General features: G+C 71.5%; 13 protein-coding genes, 1 tRNA gene and 1 rRNA gene. 11 read left to right on the forward strand and 4 right to left on the reverse strand.

The window, feature by feature from the left end:
- The 3 genes from rrf to ADL34_RS05680 form a co-directional block, all read left to right on the forward strand.
- Positions 1-95: ribosomal RNA gene (rrf, locus tag ADL34_RS05670) — 5S ribosomal RNA — on the forward strand; the annotation flags it as partial.
- Between the two features lie 113 nt (positions 96-208).
- A complete protein-coding gene (locus ADL34_RS05675; protein WP_062673050.1) occupies positions 209-871 on the forward strand; it encodes a DegT/DnrJ/EryC1/StrS family aminotransferase in 663 nt (220 codons plus the stop codon).
- A gap of 75 nt (positions 872-946) precedes the next feature.
- Positions 947-1,019 (forward strand) — tRNA-Thr (locus ADL34_RS05680).
- Positions 1,020-1,080: 61 nt separating this feature from the next.
- On the opposite strand, the gene ADL34_RS05685 is transcribed toward ADL34_RS05680, so the two are convergent.
- Positions 1,081-3,825: a SpoIIE family protein phosphatase gene (locus ADL34_RS05685; protein ID WP_062673052.1), complete on the reverse strand. Its 2,745-nt coding sequence runs from the start codon at positions 3,823-3,825 to the stop codon at positions 1,081-1,083.
- 378 nt (positions 3,826-4,203) lie between these two features.
- Here ADL34_RS05685 and ADL34_RS05690 point away from each other — a divergent pair, with 378 nt between their 5' ends.
- The 8 genes from ADL34_RS05690 to ADL34_RS05725 all read left to right on the forward strand — a co-directional run bounded on the left by ADL34_RS05690 (position 4,204) and on the right by ADL34_RS05725 (position 18,004).
- Positions 4,204-9,681 carry a HAMP domain-containing protein gene (locus ADL34_RS05690; RefSeq protein ID WP_107115744.1) on the forward strand — a complete coding sequence of 1,826 codons (5,478 nt, stop codon included), beginning with the start codon at positions 4,204-4,206 and terminating at the stop codon, positions 9,679-9,681.
- A gap of 244 nt (positions 9,682-9,925) precedes the next feature.
- A complete protein-coding gene (locus tag ADL34_RS05695) occupies positions 9,926-10,609 on the forward strand; it encodes a response regulator (RefSeq protein WP_062673055.1) in 684 nt (227 codons plus the stop codon).
- Between the two features lie 147 nt (positions 10,610-10,756).
- Complete coding sequence (locus ADL34_RS05700; protein WP_234374946.1) at positions 10,757-13,504, forward strand: DNA translocase FtsK; 2,748 nt, start codon at positions 10,757-10,759, stop codon at positions 13,502-13,504.
- Positions 13,505-13,780: 276 nt separating this feature from the next.
- A complete protein-coding gene (locus ADL34_RS05705; protein WP_062673059.1) occupies positions 13,781-14,620 on the forward strand; it encodes a helix-turn-helix domain-containing protein in 840 nt (279 codons plus the stop codon).
- 94 nt (positions 14,621-14,714) lie between these two features.
- Complete coding sequence (gene rimO / locus ADL34_RS05710) at positions 14,715-16,184, forward strand: 30S ribosomal protein S12 methylthiotransferase RimO (protein ID WP_079034411.1); 1,470 nt, start codon at positions 14,715-14,717, stop codon at positions 16,182-16,184.
- Positions 16,181-16,972, forward strand: coding sequence for a CDP-diacylglycerol--glycerol-3-phosphate 3-phosphatidyltransferase (pgsA, locus tag ADL34_RS05715; RefSeq protein ID WP_062673063.1), 792 nt, complete (start codon positions 16,181-16,183; stop codon positions 16,970-16,972). Before rimO ends, pgsA begins: the two co-directional genes overlap by 4 nt.
- Positions 16,969-17,514, forward strand: coding sequence for a CinA family protein (locus tag ADL34_RS05720; RefSeq protein WP_062673065.1), 546 nt, complete (start codon positions 16,969-16,971; stop codon positions 17,512-17,514). Before pgsA ends, ADL34_RS05720 begins: the two co-directional genes overlap by 4 nt.
- A 109-nt stretch (positions 17,515-17,623) precedes the next feature.
- Complete coding sequence (locus ADL34_RS05725) at positions 17,624-18,004, forward strand: helix-turn-helix domain-containing protein (protein WP_019756312.1); 381 nt, start codon at positions 17,624-17,626, stop codon at positions 18,002-18,004.
- Positions 18,005-18,500: 496 nt separating this feature from the next.
- Here the strand turns inward: ADL34_RS05725 and ADL34_RS05730 are convergent, their stop codons facing one another.
- The 3 genes from ADL34_RS05730 to ADL34_RS05740 all read right to left on the reverse strand — a co-directional run bounded on the left by ADL34_RS05730 (position 18,501) and on the right by ADL34_RS05740 (position 25,171).
- On the reverse strand, positions 18,501-19,265 hold the full coding sequence (locus ADL34_RS05730) for an SDR family NAD(P)-dependent oxidoreductase (RefSeq protein ID WP_062673067.1): 765 nt from the start codon (positions 19,263-19,265) through the stop codon (positions 18,501-18,503).
- Positions 19,266-19,297: 32 nt separating this feature from the next.
- Positions 19,298-20,203, reverse strand: coding sequence for a DNA-formamidopyrimidine glycosylase family protein (locus tag ADL34_RS05735; RefSeq protein WP_062673069.1), 906 nt, complete (start codon positions 20,201-20,203; stop codon positions 19,298-19,300).
- Between the two features lie 93 nt (positions 20,204-20,296).
- On the reverse strand, positions 20,297-25,171 hold the full coding sequence (locus ADL34_RS05740; protein ID WP_062673071.1) for an ATP-dependent helicase: 4,875 nt from the start codon (positions 25,169-25,171) through the stop codon (positions 20,297-20,299).
- Positions 25,172-25,234 lie beyond the last annotated feature (63 nt).

The following is a 25,234-nucleotide window of genomic DNA, read 5'->3' on the forward strand; positions in this document are numbered from 1 at the left end:
AAACGCCCGGTTACATTCCGAACCCGGAAGCTAAGCCTTACAGCGCCGATGGTACTGCAGGGGGGACCCTGTGGGAGAGTAGGACACCGCCGAACAATTATTAGAGGGCTGGATCCGAAACTTAGGTTTTGGGTCCAGCCCTTTTTTATTGCCCGTCATCTGGCGTTCACGTGTCGCGCGCAGCATCCATGGCATGGGTACTGCTGCAATGCTCCGGGCCGCCGGCATAGGTGTCGGTGACGAGGTCGTCGTACCGGCCTTCGGAAACGTCGAGTTGGCCGAAGCCCTGGTGCTCGGGGGTGCGCTGCCCGTGTTCGCCGACATAGACCCGGTGACGTACTGCCTGGACGCCGCTGCCGTGGACGCGGTCGTCGGTCCGCGGACGGCCGGTGTCGTCGCCGTGCACCGCTTCGGGAGGACTGCTGATGTCGCGCGGCTGCGGGCCGTCGGGCGGCGGCATGGGCTGCTGGTGCTGGAGCAGGGGGAGTCCGAGGCGCCGTACGACGAGGTCGCGCAGCGCCGGCAGCGGGCGGCCTATCTGGACGCCAAGTTGAAGGGCGTGCTGGTGCCCGACGGGGGTGACGGGCACACCTATCAGCAGTACGTGGTGCGGGTGCCGGGGAACGGGCGGCCCGACCGGGACGCGTTCGCACGGGCCCTGCGCGTCAGGGGAGTCGAGTGCCGCGTGCCGGTGAAGACGCCGGTGCACCGGCTGCCCCAGTACCGGAGGTGTGTGTCCCTGCCGGAGACCGAGCGGGCCGCCGACGAGACTCTGGCGCTGCCCGTCGACGCCTCCCTCACCAAGCGGGAGTTGCAGCGCGTGGTGTCGGCCTGCAATGCGCTGGGCGGACTGCTCCAGCCCGCCTTCTGACGGAATTTGGGAGCACGGGCGCGTTCAGGGTACGATCTCTTTCGTTGCCGCGAGGGAAACCCCGCAAGGCAGCCGGCCCCTATAGCTCAGTCGGTAGAGCGTCTCCATGGTAAGGAGAAGGTCAACGGTTCGATTCCGTTTGGGGGCTCAGAAGATAAGGCCCCGCCCCTTCGGGCGGGGCCTTTTTCATGCCCGTCTTCCGTCTTCTCTCAGTCCTGGTGGACTTCCGGGACGCGCATGGCCAGGATCGCCATGTCGTCGGAGGGGGCGTCGGAGGCGAAGCGTTCGACCGCGCGCATGATGCGGGCGGCGACCGCGCCGGCCGTCAGGCCCGTGCAGGTGGTGAGGACGTCGGCGAGACCGTCGTCGCCCAGCATGCGGGTGCCTTCGCGGCGTTCGGTGACGCCGTCGGTGACGCACAGCAGGACGTCGCCCGGGTCGAGGGTGACCGTCTGCTCGTAGAGCTCCAGGTCCTCCATGACGCCCAGGAGCGGCTGGGGTTCGGCCGCCGGTTCGACCGTGCCGTCCTGGCGCAGGCGAAGGGGGAGCGGGTGGCCGGCGCAGACCACCTTCAGTTCCGCGCTGCCGTCCTCCTGCGGGCGCATCTCGCCGTAGAGGAGGGTCAGGAAGCGGCTGCGGGCTCCCTCGTCGAGGATCGCGGAGTTCAGGCGCTCCAGGACCGCGGGGCCGCTGAGGCCCTCACGGGCGAGCAGGCGCAGTGCGTGCCGGGCGAGGCCGGTGACCGCGGCGGCGTTGGGGCCGGTGCCGCAGACGTCGCCGATGGCGAAGCCGTAGGCGCCGTCGCTGATGGGGAAGAGGTCGTAGAAGTCGCCGCCGACCTCGTTGCCCTCGCCGGCGGCGCGGTAGATGACCTCGACCTCCACGCCGTCGATCTCGGGCAGCTCGGGCGGGAGGAGGCTGCGCTGGAGGGACTGGCTGATGGCCGTGCGCTCGGAGTAGAGGCGGGCGTTGTCCAGGGCGAGGGCGGCCCGTCTGCTGAGGTCCTCGGCGAGTTCGAGGATCTCCTGGCGGAAGTGCTCGTCGGTCGGCTTGCCGAGGGTCAGCATGCCGATGACGCGGTTGCGGGCGACGAGCGGCAGGACGACGGTCTCGCCGCCCACGGCGGAGGCGGTGGCGAGCGTGGGGCCGATGCCCGCGCTGACGCGGCGGACCGGTTCGCCGAGGCCGAGGCTGCGCATGGAGGTGCGCAGGGCGGCCTGGTGTGCCGACTCGGCGGGGGCCGACCAGACGCGGGCGCCCGGGGTGGGTACCGGGTCCGGCGGGGGGATCTTCGACAGCAACGACTTGATGCCGTCGATGAGTTCCTCGTCCTCGTGCAGGACGTACGACAGGTAGGGCTCGGAGGCCTGGTCGGCGATCGTGTAGACCGCGCACCAGGTGGCGAGGGTCGGGACCGTCATCTGGGCCATGAGGGCCAGGGTCTGGTCGCGGTCCAGGGTGCCGGCGAGCAGGTCGGACGCCTCGACCAGGAAGCTGAGGGAGCCTCTGCGCAGCCGTTCGAGCTCGCCGAGGCGGGCGGACTCGACGGCCAGGGCGATGCGGTCGGCGGCGAACTGGAGGCGCAGGGCCTCCTCGTTGGAGTACCGGCCGGGTCCCTCCGCGGCGACGCCGAGGGAGCCCGTGAGGCGGCCCTCGACCTTGAGGGGGACGGTGACCACGGAGCGCATGCCGGTGCCGCGCAGCAGGGGGACGGCGCCGGGCACCATCGTGAGGTCCTCGTGGACCGCGGGCATTCTGGCGGAGCCGTAGCGGCCGGGGCCGGCCTCGACCGGGACGCGGGCGAAGCGCTGGCGGGCGGAGGGCAGGCCGGTGGAGGCGCGGACCTCCAGTTCGGTCTCGTCGTCGGTGGCGAGCAGCAGGAAGGCGGAGTCGCCGTCGAGCATGTCGCGGGCGCGTTCCACGGTGCGCTGGAGGAGGCCGTCGAGGTCGTCGGGGGCGGGGGAGCCGATGAACACCTCGAACGGGTCGGTGCTCGTGGAGTCCGAGGAGGAGTCGCCGGCCGGTACGCGCAGGGGCGTCTGCAGGACGGCCCGCTCGTGGTTGCGGACCAGGAGACAGACGGTGGAGGGCTCGCCGTCGGTGTCGCGGACGCGCAGGTGGGAGGCGTACACGGGGGTGACGCGGCCGTCGGCGCCCCTTATGCCGTAGCTGCCCTCCCAGCGGGAGAGCTGGAGGGCCTCGGCGATGCCGGTGCTGGTGCCGGGGGTGTGCGGCCAGGCCGCGAAGTCGGTGAGGGGCTTGCCGACGACCTGCTCCGACGCGTAGCCGAAGAGGTCCTCGGCGTCCTCGTTCCACGAGGAGATGGCGCCGGTCCGGTCGATCTGCACCACGGCGACGCGGACGCGGCCGTCGGCGAGCGGAAGGAGGTCGAGGGGGAGCGCCGGCCCGGCGGCGCGGGTGCCGACGGGGCGCTCGGGAAGGTCGAGCTGGAACCAGACCTGCTTGTGGGTGGGGGAGTAGTCGACGCCCCAGCGGCCGGCGAGCGCCGCGCACAGCTGGAGGCCGCGGCCTCCCTCGCGGTCGGGGCTGCCCATGTTGACGGGGGAGCCCTGGAGCGGGATCTCGCGCTCCGGGTAGCGGTCGGCCACTTCGATCCGTACGCCGTCCTCGCTGCGCAGGCACAGGACGTCCGCGGAGGTGCCCGCGTGGACGACGGCGTTCGTCACCAGTTCGCTGGTGAGGACCACGGCGTCGTCGACGATGTCGGCGAAGCCCCAGCCCTGCAGGGTGTCGCGGACGAAGGAGCGGGCGCTCGCGACGGACCGCCCCACGGGCTCGAAGCTGGCTGCCGCGCGCGCGGTGATCACTGAACTCCTCGTCCGGTCGTCGACATGCAGGGCTTCGCGGCCGGCCGGGTCGTGCCGCTGGTGCGGCATCTGTCCGCCCGTCGGCCCGTCCGGGGTCGGTGCCCCCGGAATCAGTCCGGTGGTCATGTCCGGCTGCCCCTCCGTTGCCCGCTCGTGCTCCTCCTGCCACCGCCCAGGCCGGACGGACCGGCGCGGCTGGACAGCCGCATGCAAGGTTACTTACCTTCGCGGCCCCTGCGGATGCCGGTCTGCAGTGTTTCCGTCCGGAGGGTGTGCGGACGATGTGCGAAGCTGCCGAACTGTTATGGCCGGGTTCAGCCGGGGTGAAACACTGGGCAGGCTTCTGGTGAAGGTCCGGGCAGGCCGAGTGCGAGGCGGGTCCGGTGGGCAGCAGCCCCTGGTGCGGCCGGGTTCGTCCGGGCGGGCCACCCGGTGGACAACGGGTACGCGGAAGCAGCAGCACCGAGCACGACAGTGATGGTCGACCCCTGCGGGAGGGACACAGTGGAGTCTGGCGCAGCGACGCGGGGCACTAAGACGCGCGCGAAAGGCGGACAGTCCCTGAAGAGCGAACGCAAGAGTCGTGGCGGTACCACCGCGGTGGACACGGCGGCCCTGAACCGGCTGCTGGCGGCCCTGGTGTCGATGCGTGACGGGAACTTCCGCAAGCGGCTCACGGTGTCCGGGGACGGCGTGATGTCGGAGATCGCGGCCGTCTTCAACGAGGTGGCCGACCGGAATCTCCACCTCACGGGTGAGCTGGCGCGGGTGCGCCGGATGGTCGGCCGGGAGGGCAAGCTGACCGAGCGGCTGGAGACCGGGGCCTGTGAGGGTTCCTGGGCGGCCGCGGTCGACAACTCGAACGCCCTGGTGGACGACCTGGTCCGGCCGGTGTCCGAGGTCGGGCGGGTGCTGTCGGCGGTGGCCGAGGGTGATCTGTCGCCGCGGATGGAGCTGCGGACGCAGGCCTCGGACGGCACGGGGCATCCGCTGCGGGGCGAGTTCCTGAAGGTCGGCCGTACCGTCAACAATCTGGTCGACCAGCTGTCCACGTTCACCGACGAGGTCACGCGCGTGGCCAGCGAGGTGGGCACCGAGGGCAAGCTCGGCGGGCAGGCCCGGGTGCGGGGCATGTCGGGTTCGTGGAAGGACCTGACGGACTCCGTCAACACGATGGCGTACCGGCTGACCGCTCAGGTGCGGGACATCGCTCTGGTGACGACGGCGGTCGCCAAGGGCGATCTGTCGCGCAAGGTCACCGTGCACGTGGCCGGCGAGATGCTGGAGCTGAAGAACACCGTCAACACGATGGTGGACCAGCTGTCGTCGTTCTCGTCCGAGGTGACGCGCGTCGCCCGTGAGGTGGGTACCGAGGGCGAGCTGGGCGGCCAGGCGCAGGTGCCCGGTGTGGCGGGTGTGTGGAAGGACCTCACCGATTCGGTGAACCTGATGGCCGGCAACCTGACGGCCCAGGTGCGGGGTATCTCACAGGTGACGACGGCGGTCGCCAACGGTGACCTGTCGCAGAAGGTGACGGTGTCGGCGCGGGGCGAGGTCGCCCAGCTCGCGGACACGATCAACCAGATGACCGAGACGCTGCGGATCTTCGCGGACGAGGTCACGCGCGTGGCCAACGAGGTCGGCGCGGAGGGCCAGCTGGGCGGTCAGGCGAATGTGCCGGGCGCGGCCGGCACGTGGAAGGACCTGACGGACTCCGTCAACACGGTGTTCCGGAATCTGACCATCCAGGTGAGGGACATCGCGGCGGTCACGACCGCGGTGGCCAGTGGTGACCTCTCTCAGAAGGTCACGGTCGACGTGGCCGGCGAGATGCTGGAGCTGAAGAACACCGTCAACGGCATGGTCGACCAGCTGTCGTCGTTCGGCAGCGAGGTGACCCGGGTCGCGCGTGAGGTCGGTGTCGAGGGTGAGCTCGGCGGTCAGGCGCAGGTGCCGGGGGCCGCGGGGACGTGGAAGGACCTGACGGACTCCGTCAACACGGCGTTCCGGAACCTCACCGGACAGGTGAGGAACATCGCGCAGGTGACGACGGCGGTCGCCAACGGTGACCTGTCGCAGAAGGTCACCGTGGACGTGTCCGGCGAGATGCTCCAGCTGAAGAACACCGTGAACACGATGGTGGACCAGCTGTCGTCGTTCGCCGACCAGGTGACGCGGATGGCCCGGGACGTGGGCACGGAGGGCCGTCTGGGCGGTCAGGCCGTCGTACCGGGGGTGTCGGGCACCTGGAAGGAGCTCACCGACTCCGTCAACTTCATGGCCGGCAACCTGACGTCCCAGGTGCGGCAGATCGCCCAGGTGACGACGGCGGTGGCGCGCGGCGACCTGTCGCAGAAGATCGACGTCGACGCGCGCGGGGAGATCCTCGAGCTGAAGAACACCATCAACACGATGGTCGACCAGCTCTCCGGCTTCGCCGACCAGGTGACCCGGGTGGCCCGGGACGTGGGCACCGAGGGCCGGCTCGGCGGGCAGGCGCAGGTGCCCGGCGTCGCCGGTGTGTGGCGGGACCTCACCGACTCCGTGAACGGCATGGCCGGCAACCTCACGGCCCAGGTGCGCAACATCGCGCAGGTCGCGACCGCGGTGGCGCGCGGTGACCTCTCGCAGAAGATCACCGTGGACGCGCGCGGGGAGATCCTGGAGCTGAAGAACACGCTGAACACGATGGTGGACCAGCTGTCGTCGTTCGCGGAGGAGGTCACCCGGGTCGCCCGTGAGGTGGGCACCGAGGGCGAGCTGGGCGGTCAGGCCGAGGTGCAGGGGGTCTCCGGCACCTGGAAGGACCTCACCCAGTCCGTGAACTTCATGGCGAACAACCTGACCATCCAGGTGCGCCAGATCGCCGAGGTCACGACCGCGGTCGCCAAGGGCGACCTGTCCAAGAAGATCACCGTCGACGCCAAGGGCGAGATCCTCGAACTGGTGACGACCGTGAACACGATGGTCGACCAGCTGTCGTCGTTCGCCGAGCAGGTGACCCGGGTGGCCCGTGAGGTGGGCACCGAGGGCATCCTGGGCGGCCAGGCGCACGTCCCGGGTGTCACGGGCATCTGGAAGGACCTCAGCGGCAATGTGAACCTGATGGCGAAGAACCTCACCATGCAGGTGCGGAACATCTCGCAGGTCGCCGCCGCCGTCGCCAACGGCGATCTGACGCGGACGGTGACGATCGAGGCGCGCGGCGAGGTCGCGCAGCTCGCGGACACGTTCAACACGATGGTGAAGACGCTGAGTTCGTTCGCCGACCAGGTCACGAAGGTGGCCCGTGAGGTGGGAACGGACGGCATCCTGGGCGGTCAGGCGCATGTGCCGGGTGTGGCCGGCACCTGGAAGGACCTCACCGAGTCCGTGAACCAGATGGCGTCCAACCTGACCGGCCAGGTGCGCAACATCGCCATGGTGACGACGGCCATCGCCAAGGGCGACCTGACGAAGAAGATCGACATCGACGCCCGGGGCGAGATCCTGGAGCTGAAGACCACGATCAACACGATGGTCGACCAGCTGTCGTCGTTCGCCGAGGAGGTCACCCGCGTCGCCCGCGAGGTGGGCACGGAGGGGCAGCTCGGCGGCCAGGCACGCGTGCGTGACGTGGACGGCACCTGGCGCGACCTGACCGAGTCCGTGAACGAGATGGCCGGGAACCTCACCCGGCAGGTGCGCGCCATCGCGCGCGTGGCGACCGCGGTGACCCGCGGCGACCTGAACCTGAAGATCGACGTCGACGCGTCCGGCGAGATCCAGGAGCTCCAGGACTACATCAACAAGATGATCGCCAACCTGCGCGACACCACGATCGCCAACAAGGAGCAGGACTGGCTCAAGGGCAATCTGGCCCGGATCTCGGCGCTGATGCAGGGCCGCCGGGACCTGGAGGACGTGGCCTCGCTGATCATGAGCGAGCTGACGCCGGTCGTGTCCGCGCAGCACGGCGCGTTCTTCCTGGTGATGCCGCTGGTGGACGGCAAGGACATCAGCGCGGAGGGCGAGGACCAGTACGAGCTGCGGATGCTGGGGTCGTACGCCTACTCGATGGGGTCGATGCCGACCTCGTTCCGGCCGGGCGAGGGGCTGATCGGGACGGCCGCCCTGGAGAAGCGCACGATCCTGGTGGAGAACGCGCCCAGCGGCTATCTGAAGATCTCCTCCGGTCTCGGCGAGGCGCCGCCCGCGCAGGTGATCGTGCTGCCGGTGCTGTTCGAGGGCAAGGTGCTCGGCGTGATCGAGCTGGCCTCCTTCACGCCGTTCACGCAGATCCAGAAGGACTTCCTCAACCAGATCGCCGAGATGATCGCGACCAGCGTCAACACCATCTCGGTGAACACCAAGACCGAGGTGCTGCTGCGCCAGTCGCAGGAGCTGACCGAGCAACTGCGTGAGCGCTCCGCCGAGTTGGAGAACCGGCAGAAGGCCCTCCAGGCGTCCAACGCCGAACTGGAGGAGAAGGCCGAACTGCTGGCCCAGCAGAACCGCGACATCGAGGTGAAGAACACCGAGATCGAGGAGGCGCGGCAGGTCCTGGAGGAGCGCGCCGAGCAGCTCGCGGTGTCGATGCGCTACAAGAGCGAGTTCCTCGCCAACATGTCGCACGAGCTGCGCACGCCGCTCAACTCGCTGCTGATCCTGGCGAAGCTGCTCGCCGACAACGCCGAGGGGAACCTCTCGCCGAAGCAGGTCGAGTTCGCCGAGACCATCCACGGCGCGGGCTCCGACCTGCTCCAGCTGATCAACGACATCCTGGACCTGTCGAAGGTCGAGGCCGGCAAGATGGACGTCTCGCCGACCCGGATCGCGCTGGTGCAGCTGGTGGACTACGTCGAGGCCACGTTCCGGCCGCTGACCGCGGAGAAGGGCCTGGACCTGTCCGTGCGGGTCTCGCCCGAGCTGCCGGCGACGCTCCACACCGACGAGCAGCGCCTGCTCCAGGTGCTGCGGAACCTGCTGTCCAACGCGGTGAAGTTCACCGACTCCGGGTCGGTCGAGCTGGTCATCCGGCCGGCGGCCTCGGACGTGCCGCAGTCGATCCGGGAGCAGCTGCTGGAGGCGGGGTCGCTGGCCGAGGCGGACGCCCCGCTGATCGCGTTCTCGGTGACGGACACCGGCATCGGGATCGCGGCGAGCAAGATGCGGGTGATCTTCGAGGCGTTCAAGCAGGCGGACGGCACCACGAGCCGCAAGTACGGCGGTACGGGTCTGGGGCTGTCGATCTCGCGGGAGATCGCCCAGCTGCTCGGCGGGGAGATCCACGCGCAGAGCGAGCCGGGGCGTGGTTCGACGTTCACGCTGTATTTGCCTCTGCACCCCAGCGAACTGCCTCCGCAGGGGTACCAGCAGCAGCTGCCGCCGCTGGACCCGGGTGACCTGGTGGTGGCGTCGGCGGCCGATCTGGCGGAGCGGTCCGACGCCGAGATCGAGACGCCGGCCGAGGTGCGGTCGTACCGGGAGACGCAGAACGGCGCCGCCGCGCTCTTCCGGCGCAGGCGCCGGGCGGCGGAGCTGGAGCAGCGGCCCGCCCAGCCGGAGCTGCGCCCCGCGGTCACCGACGACGGCGTGACGGGCCGGACCCACCGGGGCATCCGCTTCGGCGGCGAGAAGGTCCTGATCGTCGACGACGACATCCGCAACGTCTTCGCGCTGACCAGCGTGCTGGAGCAGCACGGGCTGTCCGTGCTGTACGCGGAGAACGGCCGGGAGGGCATCGAGGTCCTGGAGCAGCACGACGACGTGGCGGTCGTGCTGATGGACATCATGATGCCCGAGATGGACGGGTACGCGACGACCACGGCGATCCGCCGGATGCCGCAGTTCGCCGGGCTGCCGATCATCGCGCTCACCGCGAAGGCGATGAAGGGCGACCGGGAGAAGGCCATCGAGTCGGGTGCTTCCGACTACGTGACCAAGCCGGTGGACCCCGATCACCTCCTCACGGTGATGAACCAGTGGATGAGGGAGCAGTGACAGGAACAGACCGGCGTGCCGTGGTTTTGTTGACTCAGGGTGCTCGAAGCTGTGTAGAAGTGCGGGATTCGGGGAACCTTCTGGTCTCCCACTACGTTTCTGCTACGTGCACAGTGACATCGCGGTGACAGGGTGTGGCGACAGGCGGGGTGCGGCTACCATGACCGGCACGAGGGCGGACGGCGTAAGGGAGCTGTCCCCTGGGGCGGAGCCCGGTGCACTGCCGGGGCGAGGAGGGCGGGCCATGGTGCAGAAGGCCAAGATCCTCCTGGTCGATGACCGGCCGGAGAATCTGCTGGCGCTGGAGGCGATCCTCTCTGCGCTCGATCAGACCCTGGTGCGGGCATCGTCCGGGGAGGAAGCGCTCAAAGCACTGCTGACGGACGACTTCGCGGTCATTCTGCTGGACGTCCAGATGCCGGGAATGGACGGTTTCGAAACCGCGGCGCACATCAAGCGACGGGAACGGACCCGGGACATCCCGATCATCTTCCTCACCGCGATCAACCACGGTCCGCACCACACCTTCCGCGGATACGCGGCGGGCGCGGTGGACTACATCTCGAAGCCGTTCGACCCGTGGGTGCTGCGGGCGAAGGTCTCGGTGTTCGTCGAGCTGTACATGAAGAACTGCCAGCTGCGCGAGCAGGCGGCACTCCTGCGGCTCCAGTTGGAGGGCAACGGCGGGAAGGCGGCCGGCGCCGAGTCCAAGGAGCCCGCCGGACTGCTCGCCGAGCTGTCGGCGCGCCTGGCGGCCGTCGAGGAGCAGGCCGAGGCGCTCTCGAAGCAGCTCGACGACGACTCGGCCGACGCGGCCGCGGTGGCCACGGCGGCCCATCTCGAACGCAAACTCACGGGTCTGCGGCGGGCGCTGGACGCGCTGGAGCCGGGCGCCGGAAACGCGTCGTCGGTGTCCTCGCAGAACTGACCGCGAGGCGGCCCCGGTTGGTGACGGGCGGCGCTATGTCCCGATGTGTGATCCGGCGTCAGTTCGCCGCCTCCGCACGGGCGACACGAACGGGTGAAGCAGTGGGCACACGTGTCCACTGTCACCTCCACCGGTAACCTCACCTCCATGGCCTCACGTTCCTCCGCAGCCAAGAAGCCGCCCGCGAAGAAGGCGGCCGCTCCGGCGAAGGCTCCGGCGAAGAAGGCCGCCGCCAGGAAAGCCCCCGCGAAGAAGGCGCCGGCGAAGAAGGCCGCGGCCCGCAGAGCCGCGCCCCCGCCCAAGCCCGCGCCCAGCCCCACGGGGGGCGTGTACCGGTTCGTGCGCGCGATCTGGCTCGGGCTCGCGCACGCCGTCGGCGCGGTGTTCCGCGGGATAGGGCAGGGCGCGAAGAACCTCGACCCCGCTCACCGCAAGGACGGCGTCGCCCTGCTGCTGCTCGGGCTGTCCCTGATCGTCGCCGCCGGGACCTGGTCCAATCTGCGCGGCCCCGTCGGGGACCTCGTCGAGATCATCGTGACCGGTGCCTTCGGCCGGCTCGACCTGCTGGTGCCGATCCTGCTCGCGGTCATCGCCGTGCGCTTCATCCGGCACCCCGAGAAGCCCGAGGCCAACGGCCGCATCGTCATCGGCCTGTCCGCGCTCGCCGTCGGCGTGCTCGGCCAGGTCCACATCGCGGTCGGCTCACCCGCCCGCAGCGCCGGCATGCAGGCCATAAGGGACGCCGGGGGGCTCATCGGCTGGGGCGCGGCGACCCCGCTGACGTACACCATGGGCGAGGTCCTGGCCGTCCCGCTGCTCGTGCTGCTGACCGTCTTCGGGCTGCTGGTCGTCACGGCCACCCCCGTCAACGCCATCCCGCAGCGGCTGCGGCTGCTCGGCGTGAAGCTGGGTCTGCTGCCCGACCCGGAGGACGACGAGGACTACACCGAGGACGACGAGCGCTACGACGAGCAGTGGCGCGAATCGCTGCCCGCCGCGCGCGGGCGCAAGCGGGGCCGGCCGCGTGAGGCGTACGACCCCGAGGACGCCGAGCAGGAGGCCCTCTCGCGGCGTCGCGGGCGCCCCAGGCGCTCCGCGGTGCCCCAGCCCGAGATGGACCGTCCCATGGACGCCGTGGACGTCGCCGCCGCCGCGGCGGCCGCGCTCGACGGCGCCGTGATGCACGGCATGCCGCCCTCGCCGATCGTCGCCGACCTCACCCAGGGCGTCAGCGTGGGCGACCGCGAGGACACCACGCCCGTGCCCACGCCTGTCCCTGCGGCGCGGCCCCAGCAGGACCGGCTGCCCAGGGCCAAGGCCGCCGACCTCACCAAGACGGAGGTCCCCGACCTCACCAAGGCCGCGCCCGTACCCGACGAGATCCGCGATCTGCCCCCGCGCGCGGAGCAGCTCCAGCTGTCCGGCGACATCACCTACGCGCTGCCGTCGCTGGACCTGCTCGAACGCGGCGGTCCCGGCAAGTCGCGCAGCGCCGCCAACGACGCCGTCGTCGCGTCCCTCACCACCGTCTTCACCGAGTTCAAGGTCGACGCCCGCGTCACCGGCTTCACGCGCGGGCCTACGGTCACGCGCTACGAGGTCGAGCTGGGCCCGGCCGTCAAGGTCGAGCGCATCACCGCGCTCACCAAGAACATCGCGTACGCCGTCGCCAGCCCCGACGTGCGGATCATCAGCCCGATCCCCGGCAAGTCCGCGGTCGGCATCGAGATCCCCAACACCGACCGCGAGATGGTCAACCTCGGGGACGTGCTGCGGCTCGCCGCGGCCGCCGAGGACGACCACCCCATGCTGGTCGCGCTCGGCAAGGACGTCGAGGGCGGCTACGTCATGGCGAACATCGCCAAGATGCCGCACGTCCTGGTCGCCGGCGCGACCGGCTCCGGAAAGTCGTCCTGCATCAACTGCCTGATCACCTCGATCATGATGCGGGCGACCCCGGAGGACGTCCGGATGGTCCTGGTCGACCCCAAGCGCGTCGAGCTGACCGCGTACGAGGGCATCCCGCACCTGATCACGCCGATCATCACCAACCCGAAGCGGGCCGCCGAGGCGCTCCAGTGGGTCGTCCGCGAGATGGACCTGCGGTACGACGACCTGGCGGCGTACGGCTACCGGCACATCGACGACTTCAACGAGGCCGTCCGCAGCGGCAAGGTGAAGGCCCCCGAGGGCAGCGAGCGCGAGCTCCAGCCCTACCCGTACCTGCTGGTCATCGTGGACGAGCTCGCCGACCTGATGATGGTCGCGCCGCGGGACGTGGAGGACGCCATCGTCCGCATCACGCAGCTCGCGCGCGCGGCCGGCATCCACCTGGTGCTCGCCACCCAGCGGCCGTCCGTCGACGTCGTCACCGGTCTGATCAAGGCGAACGTGCCCTCGCGGCTCGCCTTCGCCACCTCCTCGCTCGCCGACTCCCGGGTCATCCTCGACCAGCCGGGCGCCGAGAAGCTGATCGGCAAGGGCGACGGCCTGTTCCTGCCCATGGGCGCGAACAAGCCGACCCGTATGCAGGGCGCGTTCGTGACCGAGGACGAGGTCGCGGCGGTCGTCCAGCACTGCAAGGACCAGATGGCACCCGTCTTCCGGGACGACGTCGTCGTCGGGACCAAGCAGAAGAAGGAGATCGACGAGGAGATCGGCGACGACCTCGACCTGCTGTGCCAGGCGGCGGAACTGGTGGTGTCCACGCAGTTCGGCTCGACGTCGATGCTCCAGCGCAAGCTGCGGGTCGGGTTCGCCAAGGCGGGACGCCTGATGGACCTCATGGAGTCGCGCGGCGTCGTGGGGCCGAGCGAGGGATCCAAGGCCCGGGACGTCCTCGTGAAGGCCGACGAGCTCGACGGCGTGCTCGCGGTGATCCGTGGGGAGGCTTGATTGTGTCCCTCACGGAAAGACGGACCCTTGGTGGCGGACGGGCCGGGTAGGCGATGAGTCGATGCCTGATCGTGACTCACCCGTAGGGGATCATTGAGCAACCGTTTCCCTTCGACGTACGTCAAGTTGAGCGAAACGACAAACTCTTGGCCGCCATCGGCGTGTCCGGCCCTTCCGATGGCGTACAAAGTCCCACCGCCCGCTTGCCCCACCCTTTTGTCGCCCCCCTAGACTGAACCTCCAGCACAGGTGGCTCAACGCTCGAAAGGCGCCCCCGTGTCCATCGGCAACTCCCCTGAAGACGAGCGTCCGTTCGACGACGAGTCCGACGACTCCCGGCCCTCGATCGGGCATGCCCTGCGGCAGGCCCGTCTCGACGCCGGGCTGACCGTCGACGACGTCAGCACCGCCACCCGGGTCCGCATCGCCATCGTGCAGGCCATCGAGGCGGACAACTTCGCCCCCTGTGGTGGCGACGTGTACGCCCGTGGCCACATCCGGACCCTGGCCAAGGCCGTCCACCTCGATCCGGCCCCGCTGCTCGCGCAGTACGACGCGTCCCACGGCGGACGGCCGGCGCCCACCCCGGCGGCCCCCCTGTTCGAGGCGGAGCGCATCCGTCCCGAGCGGCGCGGGCCGAACTGGACCGCGGCCATGGTCGCCGCGATCGTCGCCGTGATCGGGTTCGTCGGCTTCACCGCCTTCAAGGGCGGCGACGACGAGGGCGGGAAGTCCGCAGTCGCCGAGGGCGGCTCCACGCCGTCGGCCGACAAGAGCACGCCGACCCCCAAGACCGACAAGCCGAAGGACCCCGAGCCCGAGCCCTCCGACAGCGCCATCGCCGCCGTTCCGCAGGACAAGGTGACCGTGCGGGTCAGCGCCGTCGACGGCCGCAGCTGGGTGGCCGCCAAGGACCACAACGGCCGGCTGCTCTTCGACGGCCTCCTCAAGAAGGGCGACAGCAAGACCTTCCAGGACAGCGAGAAGATCAACCTGGTCCTCGGCGACGCCGGCGCGATCGACCTGTACGTCAACGGCAAGAAGATCGAGGACGACTGGCAGCCGGGCGCCGTGGAGCGCCTGACCTACACCAAGGGCGACCCGCAGGCCGGATAGGTCCGGACCACAAGGGGAGCCGTCGACGGGGTTGGCCAGGATCGGCCAACCCCGTCGACGTGGGGCGTCAGTGAGACAAAGTAGTCTTGAGCCCATGCCTGAACGCCGTACCGTCGCACTCGTCACTCTTGGCTGCGCCCGCAACGAGGTGGACTCGGAGGAGCTCGCAGGCCGTTTGGAGGCGGACGGCTGGGACCTCGTGGAGGACGCCGCCGACGCGGACGTCGCCGTCGTCAACACCTGCGGCTTCGTCGACGCCGCCAAGAAGGACTCCGTCGACGCCCTCCTGGAGGCCAACGATCTCAAGGGCCACGGGAGAACCCAGGCCGTCGTGGCGGTGGGCTGCATGGCCGAGCGCTACGGCAAGGACCTCGCCGAAGCCCTTCCCGAGGCCGACGGCGTGCTCGGCTTCGACGACTACGCGGACATCTCCGACCGCCTCCAGACCATCCTGTCCGGCGGCATCCACGCCGCGCACACCCCGCGGGACCGGCGCAAGCTGCTGCCCATCAGCCCGGCCGAGCGCCAGGAGTCCGCGGCCGGGGTCGCGCTGCCCGGGCACGCCCCCGTCGACCTGCCGGAGGGGCTCGCTCCGGCCTCCGGGCCGCGGGCGCCGCTGCGCCGCCGCCTCGACGGCGCCCCCGTCGCCTCGGTGAAGCTCGCCTCCGGCTGCGACCGGCGCTGCTCCTTCTGCGCCATCCCGTCCTTCCGCGGCTCCTTCATCTCGCGCCGCCCGAGCGACGTGCTCAACGAGACGCGGTGGCTCGCCGAGCAGGGCGTCAAGGAGATCATGCTGGTCTCCGAGAACAACACGTCGTACGGCAAGGACCTGGGCGACATCCGGCTGCTGGAGTCCCTGCTGCCCGAGCTCGCCGAGGTCGACGGCCTCGAGCGGGTCCGCGTCAGCTACCTGCAGCCGGCCGAGATGCGGCCCGGCCTGATCGACGTCCTGACGTCGACGCCGAAGGTCGCCCCCTACTTCGACCTGTCCTTCCAGCACTCCGCGCCCGACGTGCTGCGCGCGATGCGCCGCTTCGGCGACACCGACCGCTTCCTGGAGCTGCTGGACACCATCCGCGGCAAGGCGCCCCAGGCCGGCGTGCGCTCCAACTTCATCGTGGGCTTCCCCGGGGAGACCGAGGCCGACCTCGCCGAGCTGGAGCGCTTCCTCAACGGGGCCCGGCTCGACGCGATCGGCGTCTTCGGCTACTCCGACGAGGAGGGCACCGAGGCCGCCACCTACGACCGCAAGCTGCCCGAGGACGTCGTCGCCGAGCGGCTGGCCCGGGTGTCCCGGCTGGCCGAGGAACTGGTGTCGCAGCGTGCCGAGGAGCGCCTCGGCGAGACGGTGCACGTGCTGGTGGAGTCCATCGACGAGGACGGCGTGTACGGGCGCGGTGCGCACCAGGCGCCGGAGACGGACGGCCAGGTGCTGCTCACGAGCGGCGCGGGCCTGAGCATCGGTCGTATGGTCGAGGCGAAGGTGGTCGGCACCGAAGGTGTCGATCTGGTGGCCGAACCGCTCCCGGGCACGCTCGCGTGTAGTGAGGAGTCGGGCAGATGACCGGAGTTCCGGCGTCCGCCGCGGGCGGCCCCTCCCCGGCGGGTGCGACGGGCAAGGTGAGCGCGGTGGGTACGACGGGGAAGGCGAACGCGACGGGTGCGTCCCAGGCCGGTGCGTCCCGGCCCGCGGGCGCCGACCAGGGTGCCGAGGGCGACGGCCGGCCCGCGCGCGGCGCCAAGATCGCGGCAGCGGCCGTCAACCAGGCGAGCATCTGGAACATCGCGAATCTGCTGACCATGCTCCGGCTGGTCCTGGTGCCGGCGTTCGTCGCCCTGATGCTGGCCGACGGCGGCTACGACCCCGCCTGGCGCTCGTTCGCCTGGGCGGCCTTCGCCATCGCCATGATCACCGACCTGTTCGACGGGCATCTGGCCCGGGCGTACGACCTGGTCACCGACTTCGGCAAGATCGCCGACCCCATCGCCGACAAGGCGATCATGGGGGCGGCCCTCATCTGCCTGTCCGGGCTCGGCGATCTGCCGTGGTGGGTCACGGGCGTGATCCTCGGCCGGGAACTCGGGATCACCCTGCTGCGTTTCATCGTCATCCGGTACGGCGTCATCCCGGCGAGCCGCGGTGGCAAGCTGAAGACGCTCACCCAGGGCGTGGCCGTCGGCATGTACATCCTGGCGCTGACGGGGTGGCTGGCCACGTTGCGCTGGTGGGTGATGGCGGCCGCCGTCGTGCTGACGGTGGTGACCGGGCTCGACTATGTGAGACAGGCCATTGTGCTGAGGCGGCAGGGAATCGCGGAGCGCAGGGCGGCGTTGGAGGAGACGGGAGCGTGAACTCTGGCGCCGCGGACGTCGTGCGACTACTCACGGTGAAGGGCGAGACGCTCGCCGTCGCCGAGTCGCTGACGGGTGGACTGGTCGCGGCGGACATCACCGGCGTTCCGGGAGCGTCCAAGGTCTTCCGTGGATCGGTGACCGCCTACGCCACCGAGCTCAAGCACCGGCTGCTCGACGTCGACGCCACCTTGCTGGAGCGGCGTGGAGCGGTGGACGCGCAGGTCGCGGCGGAGATGGCGGCCGGCGTGCGCAAGGCGCTGGGAGCCGACTGGGGCATCGCGACGACGGGTGTGGCCGGGCCGGACCCGCAGGACGGGCAGCCCGTGGGCACCGTCTTCGTGGCCGTGGACGGCCCTGTCCGTCCGGGTTCCGGTTCTGCCGGTGGCGGAAAAGTGGAGGCCCTGCGGTTGAACGGCGGCCGGGCGGAAATTCGTATGGAGAGTGTACGGAGCGTGCTCGCACTGCTTCTGAGGGAGCTGGCGGGCGAACACAGTGGGAATGAGCGGGCACAGGATACGGAACGGAACGGGGGGTTTTGATGTTTGCAGCCCTGAGTGAACACGACATCGCTCCCCGCACGGCCGCGGCGCAAGGCGGTACGGTGGGGCGTGAAGGATGCGGCTACGCGGTCCGAGGAGGGAGCCACCGATGATTCTGCTCCGTCGCCTGCTGGGTGACGTGCTGCGTCGGCAGCGCCAGCGCCAGGGCCGTACTCTGCGCGAAGTCTCCTCGTCCGCCCGAGTCTCGCTCGGCTATCTCTCCGAGGTGGAGCGGGGGCAGAAGGAGGCTTCCTCCGAGCTGCTCGCCGCGATCTGCGACGCGCTGGACGTACGGATGTCCGAGCTCATGCGGGAAGTGAGCGACGAGCTCGCCCTCGCCGAGCTGGCCCAGTCTGCTGCGGCCACCCCCAGCGAGCCTGTTCCCACGTCGGTCCGGCCGATGCTGGGTTCCGTATCGGTGACCGGTGTGCCACCGGAACGGGTGACCATCAAGGCGCCGTCCGAAGCGGTGGACGTGGTCGCCGCGTGACGGTGCCACCCGTGCGTGTGAACTGACCATGCGCTGAGGTGTGGTGTGAGGCCCCGGCCAGGGCTCCTCCAGTCGGATCTGGAGAGTGCGGGTCGGGGTTTCGTGCTGTCCGGGCTTCCGCGAGCCGTCGGGGCGCGCTTGCCGAGGTGCCGCGCGCCGGTCAGGGTGGGTGTGTGACGGCGCATTGACGCGCGGTGACGAGGTCGCCGGCGCCGTGTACGCCCCCTGGTGGCGCGAGGAGTGATCCGGCGCCGGGCTGGAGGTGAGCGGATGGCACGGCCCATAGCCCGCTGGGGGGCGGTCCTCGGGGGTTCCGCGCTGTGGTGGTGGGCCGTGGTGCGGCTCGTGTGCGTACCGGGCGCGGGAGCGCTGGAGGCGGCCGTCGCCGCCGGCGGGTGGGGGCTGAGCCTGCTGCCGGTGCACTGCGAACCGAAGCACCAGGCGGACGGAGCCGTCGACGCGAAGCAGTGGGTGAGGGCCTGGCGCGCGGGACGCGCTACCACGGCATCGCCACACCACCGTTCGGACGCAGGATCTGCCCCGTCGTGAACGACGAGGCGTCCGACGCCAGATGAAGCACCGTGTGCGCGACGTCCTCCGGTTCGCCCACCCGGCCCAGCGGTGACAGCCGCGCCATGGACGACTCCGTCCGCGCCTGTACGGCGTCGTCGTGCCGGTCGGTCATGGGGGTGCGGATCCAGCCCGGGGCGACCGCGTTCACGCGGATGCCGTGCGGGCCCAGCTCCGCCGCGAGGATCCTCGTCAGCTGGACCACGGCGGCCTTGGCCGCGCCGTACGCCAGGAGGCCGGGCACCCCGGAGTCGACGGCGCCCGAGGCCATCGTGACGATACTGCCGGGGACGGCCCGGTCGAGCATGACGCGGGCGGCCTCCTGACAGGCGTACAGCACGCCCTTGAAATTGACGTCAAGGACCCGGTCCAGATCCTCGTCACGGGTGTCCAGGACCGGGCTGCTGTGCATGATCCCGGCGATCGCCGCCAGCACGTCCAGCCGCTCGCAGGAGGAGACGACACGGTGGAGCGCCGCTCGGTCGGTGACGTCCAGGGGGTGGGTGCGGGCGCTGCCGCCGGCCGCCTTGACGAGGTCCGCCGTCTCCGACAGGCCCCGCGCGTCGCGGTCGGCGCAGTGCACCGTGGCACCGGCTCGGGCGAGCAGGACGGCCGAGGCGCGGCCGATGCCCCCGGCGGCGCCGGTGACGAACGCGGTGCGGCCGGTGAGGTCGTACGCCGTGACGGGCATGAGGGGACCGTAGAGCCGCTTCTGACGGGGCGTCAACTCTTCGCGCGGTCGCGGTCAGGGTCGCGGCCAGGGGCGCGGTCGCGGTCACCGGGGCGCGGGGGCGTGCCGGTCGGGGCGGGGCCCGCCTGGCAGTTCGGGCACCAGTAGGTGGGGCGTTCACGGGAGCCGTCGCCCTGCTGCGCCACGCGGATCCGGGTGCCGCAGCGCACGCAGGGACGCCTCGCGCGGCCGTACACGAACAGGTCCTGGCCGCGCAGGCCCGTCGTCCTGCGGATCGGGCGGTCGCGGTTGGCCTCCAGCAGCTTCTTGGTCAGCAGCGGCAGCTGGGCGGTGTGCTCGGCGGGGAGCGCGCCGACCGGCAGCCAGGGGGTGACCCGCAGCAGGAAGCAGATCTCGCTCTTGTAGACGTTGCCGACACCGGCGAGATTGCGCTGGTCCAGCAGGGCCTCGCCGAGCGGACGCCCGGGGTCGGCGAGCAGGTTGGCCAGGGCGCGGTCCGGGTCCCAGTCCGGGCCCAGCAGGTCGGGGCCGAGATGCCCGACCACCGTGTCCTCCTCGGCGGTGCGCAGGACCTCCAGGACGGGGAGGCGGTAGCCGACGGCCGTACGGGCCGGGCGCGCCCCGGCGGTGGCCGCGTCCGGGGCGGGGGCGGTGGTCAGGACCGCCCGGATCTGGTGGACGGGACCGCCCGTCCAGCGCTCTTCGTCGGTGAAGATCCGCCAGGAGCCCTCCATGCCGAGGTGCGAGTGGATCGTCACCCCGCCCTCGACGCGGGTGAGGAGGTGCTTGCCCCGCGCGGTGACGTCCAGGACGGTACGGCCCGACAGGTCGACCAGGGCGAACTTCGGCACCCGGAAGTCGCTCAGGGCCAGCACGCGGCCCGCGAGCGCGGCGTGGAGCCGCTTCGCCGATTGCCAGACCGTGTCACCTTCGGGCATGTCTCCAAGGGTGACACGAGGGGGCGGGGAGCACGCCGGGGAGCCGGTCCCGCGGTGCCTCGGGTGGCTGCGGTGCCGGCGGTGGCCGGGCCGTCAGGCACGGAGGCGGAGCCCTCGCGGGGTCGCGATGAAGCCGGCCGCCTCCAGGAGCGTGCCCACGGAGGAGGTCAGGGCCGCTGCACCGTTCACCCGCTCCACCGTGACCGTGCCGAGGGAACCCGCCGCGGCGGCGCCCGCCAGGGCTTCGGCGGCGGCCCGCAGCCGGACGTCGTCGGCGGGCTCGGTCTCCGGGGCCGACGGCCAGGCGAGCAGGGTCTTCCCACCGCGCTCCATGTAGAGCGTGAGCTCCCCGTCGACCAGGACGACGAGCGAGCCCGCCTTGCGGCCCGGCTTGTGCCCGGCGCCGGTGGGCGGCTCGGGCCAGGGCAGGGCGGCGCCGTACGCGTTCGCCGGGTCGGCCGCCGCGAGGACCACGGCCCGCGTGTCCGGGGCCGGTCTGTTGCGGCGGGCGCCGTTCGCCCACGGGGCGTTCGGTCCCCGGCGGGTGCCGGCGGCGGCCCGGTCCAGGGGGGAGACGTACTCGTCCGGCTTGAGCCGGTCCAGGTGCGCGTCGAGGAAGTCGTGGTCGAGGTCGGGGATGTCGTAGGACGGGCCGCCGTCCGGGTCGTCCGGGGTGCCGCCCGAGCCGTCGGTGCCGGGTGCGCGCGGGGCGGGCAGGTCCTCCCCGCGGTCGCGGGCGTTGGACACCGCGCGCAGCCGGTCCACCGCGCCGTCCATCGCGAACTGCGCCGCGCCCAGACCCTCCACCACATAGCCGCGCCGGGCCTGGCCGCTCTCCTCGAAGGCGGCCAGGATGCGGTACGTCGCCGAGAAGCCGCCCTCGACGCCCTCGGCGGCGACCGCGCCGCGCGTCACCACGCCGTGCCGATCCAGCAGGGTGCGGGCCAGGGCGTGGGCCCGCACGGTCGGATCCGGTTCGTGCGCGGGCAGCAGGGACCAGCGGCCCGCGACGGTCGGCGGGCCGGTACGGGAGGCGGTGCGGGCGGCGGCGGTCAGCGAGCCGTACCGACCGCGCGGGACCGTGCGCTTGGCGCGGTGGGCCGTGGAACCCGCGGTGCGGCCCGAGCCCAGCAGCGAACGCATCGGTGCGAGCGTGTCGTTGGTCAGCCGACCCGACCAGGCCAGCTCCCACAGGGCGTCCGCGAGCTGCGGGTCGGTGGCCTCCGGGTGGGTGGTGGCGCGGATCTGGTCCGCGATCTGACGGAAGAACAGGCCGTAGCCGCCGGACAGCGCGTCCAGGATCGACTGGTGCAGCGCCGTCAGCTCCAGGGGGTGGGGCTGCGGCAGCAGCAGGGGGGCCGTGTCCGCCATGTAGAGGGAGACCCAGCCGTCCTTGCCCGGCAGTGAGCCCGCCCCCGCCCACACGACCTCACCGGCGGCCGTCAGCTCGTCGAGCATGGCCGGCTGGTACCCGGCGACACGGGACGGCAGGACGAGCTTCTCCAGCGCGGACGCGGGCACGGAGGCACCCTGCAACTGCTCGATGGCGCGGACCAGTCCGTCGATTCCCCGCAGGCCGTGGCCCTTGCCGATGTGCTGCCACTGCGGCAGGAACTGCGCGAGCGCGCCCGGCGGCACCGGCTCCAGTTCGTGCCGCAGCGCGGCGAGGGAGCGGCGGCGCAACCGGCGCAGCACAGCGGCGTCGCACCACTCCTGGCCGATGCCGGCCGGATGGAACTCGCCCTGCACCACGCGTCCGTTCGCCGCCAGCCGCTGCAGCGCGCCGTCGGTGATCGCCACGCCCAGGCCGAACCGGGCCGCCGCCGTCGCCGACGTGAACGGGCCGTGGGTGCGGGCGTAGCGCGCGAGGAGGTCGCCGAGGGGGTCCTTGACCGGCTCGGTGAAGGCCTCCGGCACACCCACGGGCAGCGCTGTGCCCAGCGCGTCGCGCAGGCGGCCCGCGTCCTCGATGGCCGCCCAGTGGTCGGCGCCGCCGATCCGCACCTTGATGGCGCGGCGGGCACCGGCCAGCTCCCGCGCCCACGCCGGCTCCGCGCCGCGCTCGGCCAGCTCGGCGTCCGTGAGCGGGCCGAGGACGCGCAGGAGGTCCGCGACGCCCTCGACGTCCTTGATCCGGCGGTCCTCGGTGAGCCACTGCAGCTCGCGCTCCAGCTCGCCCAGCACCTCGGCGTCCAGCAGCTCGCGCAGCTCCGCCTGCCCGAGCAGCTCGGCCAGGAGCCGCGAGTCGAGCGACAGGGCGGCGGCGCGGCGCTCGGCGAGCGGCGAGTCCCCCTCGTACAGGAACTGGGCGACGTACCCGAAGAGGAGGGAGCGCGCGAAGGGGGACGGCTCGGGGGTGGTGACCTCGACGAGCCGCACCTTGCGGGCCTCCAGGTCGCCCATCAGCTCCACGAGCCCGGGGACGTCGAAGACGTCCTGAAGGCACTCGCGGACCGCTTCCAGGACGATCGGGAACGAACCGAACTCGCCGGCCACCTCCAGCAGTTGCGCGGCTCGCTGGCGCTGCTGCCACAGCGGGGTGCGCTTCCCGGGGTTGCGGCGCGGAAGCAGCAGGGCGCGCGCGGCGCACTCGCGGAAACGGGACGCGAACAGCGCGGAGCCCCCGACCTGGTCGGTGACGACCTGGTCGACGTCGCCCTTGTCGAAGACGACGTCCGCCGCGCCGACGGGCGCCTGGTCGGCGTCGTACTCCGTGCCGCCCTTCCTGGGCTCCTGGTCCAGCAGGTCCAGGCCCATGAGGTCGGCGTCCGGCAGACGCAGCACGATGCCGTCGTCGGCGTGCATGACCTGCGCGTCCATGCCGTAGCGCTCGGAGAGCTTCGCACCCAGCGCCAGCGCCCAGGGGGCATGGACCTGGGCGCCGAAGGGGGAGTGCACGACCACACGCCAGTCGCCCAGCTCGTCGCGGAAGCGCTCGACGACGATCGTGCGGTCGTCCGGGATGTGACCGCACGCCTCGCGCTGCTCGTCCAGGTACGACAGCACGTTGTCCGCGGCCCAGGCGTCCAGGCCCGCGGTGACCAGGCGGAGCCGGGCGTCCTCCTTCGACAGCGAACCGACCTCGCGCAGGAACGCGCCCACCGCGCGGCCCAGCTCCAGCGGGCGGCCCAGCTGGTCGCCCTTCCAGAACGGCAGGCGGCCCGGCACACCCGGGGCGGGGGAGACCAGCACCCGGTCACGCGTGATGTCCTCGATGTGCCACGAGCTGGTGCCCAGCGTGAACACGTCGCCGACACGGGACTCGTAGACCATCTCCTCGTCCAGCTCGCCGACCCGGCCGCCGCCCTTCTTCGGGTCCGATCCGGCGAGGAACACCCCGAACAGGCCCCGGTCGGGGATCGTGCCGCCCGAGGTGACCGCGAGACGCTGGGCGCCCGGCCGGCCGGTGACGGTGCCGGCGACCCGGTCCCACACCACGCGCGGGCGCAGCTCCGCGAAGGCGTCCGACGGATAGCGGCCGGCGAGCATGTCGAGGACCGCCGTGAACGCCGACTCGGGCAGCGACGCGAAGGGAGCCGCCCGGCGGGCCAGCGCGAGAAGGTCGTCGAACTGCCAGGTGTCCATCGCCGTCATGGCGACCAGCTGCTGAGCGAGGACGTCCAGCGGGTTCGCCGGGACGCGCAGGGACTCGATGGCGCCCGTGCGCATGCGCTCGGTGACCACGGCGGCCTGGACCAGGTCGCCCCGGTACTTCGGGAACACCACGCCCGTGGACACGGCTCCGACCTGGTGTCCCGCGCGGCCCACGCGCTGCAGGCCCGACGCCACGGACGGCGGCGACTCGACCTGGACGACGAGGTCGACCGCGCCCATGTCGATGCCGAGCTCCAGGCTGGAGGTGGCGACGACCGCGGGGAGACGGCCCGCCTTGAGGTCCTCCTCCACCAGGGCGCGCTGCTCCTTGGAGACCGAGCCGTGGTGGGCGCGGGCGATGACCACGGGCGCGCCCTGGGCGGCACCGGAACCGCCCATCAGCTCCGCCGGGGAGTGGTGCTCGTCCAGGGGCTCGCCGGTGGCCCGCTCGTAGGCGATCTCGTTCAGGCGGTTGCACAGGCGCTCCGCGAGACGGCGGGAGTTGGCGAAGACGATCGTGGAGCGGTGCGACTGGACGAGGTCGGTGATCCGCTCCTCGACATGCGGCCAGATCGACGGGCGCTCCTGGCCCTCGGAGCCGTCGGACACCGGGGAGCCGCCCAGCTCGCCCAGGTCCTCGACGGGGACGACGACCGACAGGTCGAACTCCTTGCCCGACTCCGGCTGGACGATCTCCACCTTCCGGCGCGGCGAGAGATAGCGCGCGATCTCGTCGACCGGGCGGACGGTCGCGGACAGGCCGATCCGCCGCGCCGGCTTCGGCAGCAGCTCGTCCAGGCGCTCCAGGCTGAGCGCGAGATGGGCGCCGCGCTTGGTGCCCGCCACCGCGTGCACCTCGTCCAGGATCACCGTCTCGATGCCGGTCAGCGCGTCGCGGGTCGCCGACGTCAGCATGAGGAACAGGGATTCGGGCGTGGTGATCAGGATGTCCGGGGGCCGGGTCGACAGCGCCCGCCGCTCCGCCGCCGGGGTGTCGCCGGAGCGGATGCCGACCTTGACCTCCGGCTCGGGCAGGCCGAGCCGGACGGACTCCTGGCGGATGCCGGTCAGCGGGCTGCGCAGATTGCGCTCCACGTCCACGGCGAGGGCCTTCAGCGGGGAGACGTACAGGACGCGGCAGCGCTTCTTCGGGTCGGCCGGCGGGGGCGCGGAGGCCAGCTGGTCCAGGGCGGCGAGGAACGCGGCCAGCGTCTTGCCGGAACCGGTCGGGGCCACGACCAGCACGTCCGAGCCCTGGTGGATGGCCTGCCACGCGCCTGCCTGCGCCGCGGTGGGCGCGGAGAAGGCACCCGTGAACCAGCCACGGGTCGCGGGGGAGAAGCCGTCCAGGGCTCGCTGCGGATCGCTGACCATGCGTCCATCCTGCACCCGGGGACTGACAAGACGGCTGACCTGCGCGGATGTCGCCGAGCCGGA

It is taken from the genome of Streptomyces sp. NRRL WC-3605 (assembly GCF_001509795.1).
GTDB lineage: Bacteria > Actinomycetota > Actinomycetes > Streptomycetales > Streptomycetaceae > Streptomyces > Streptomyces viridochromogenes.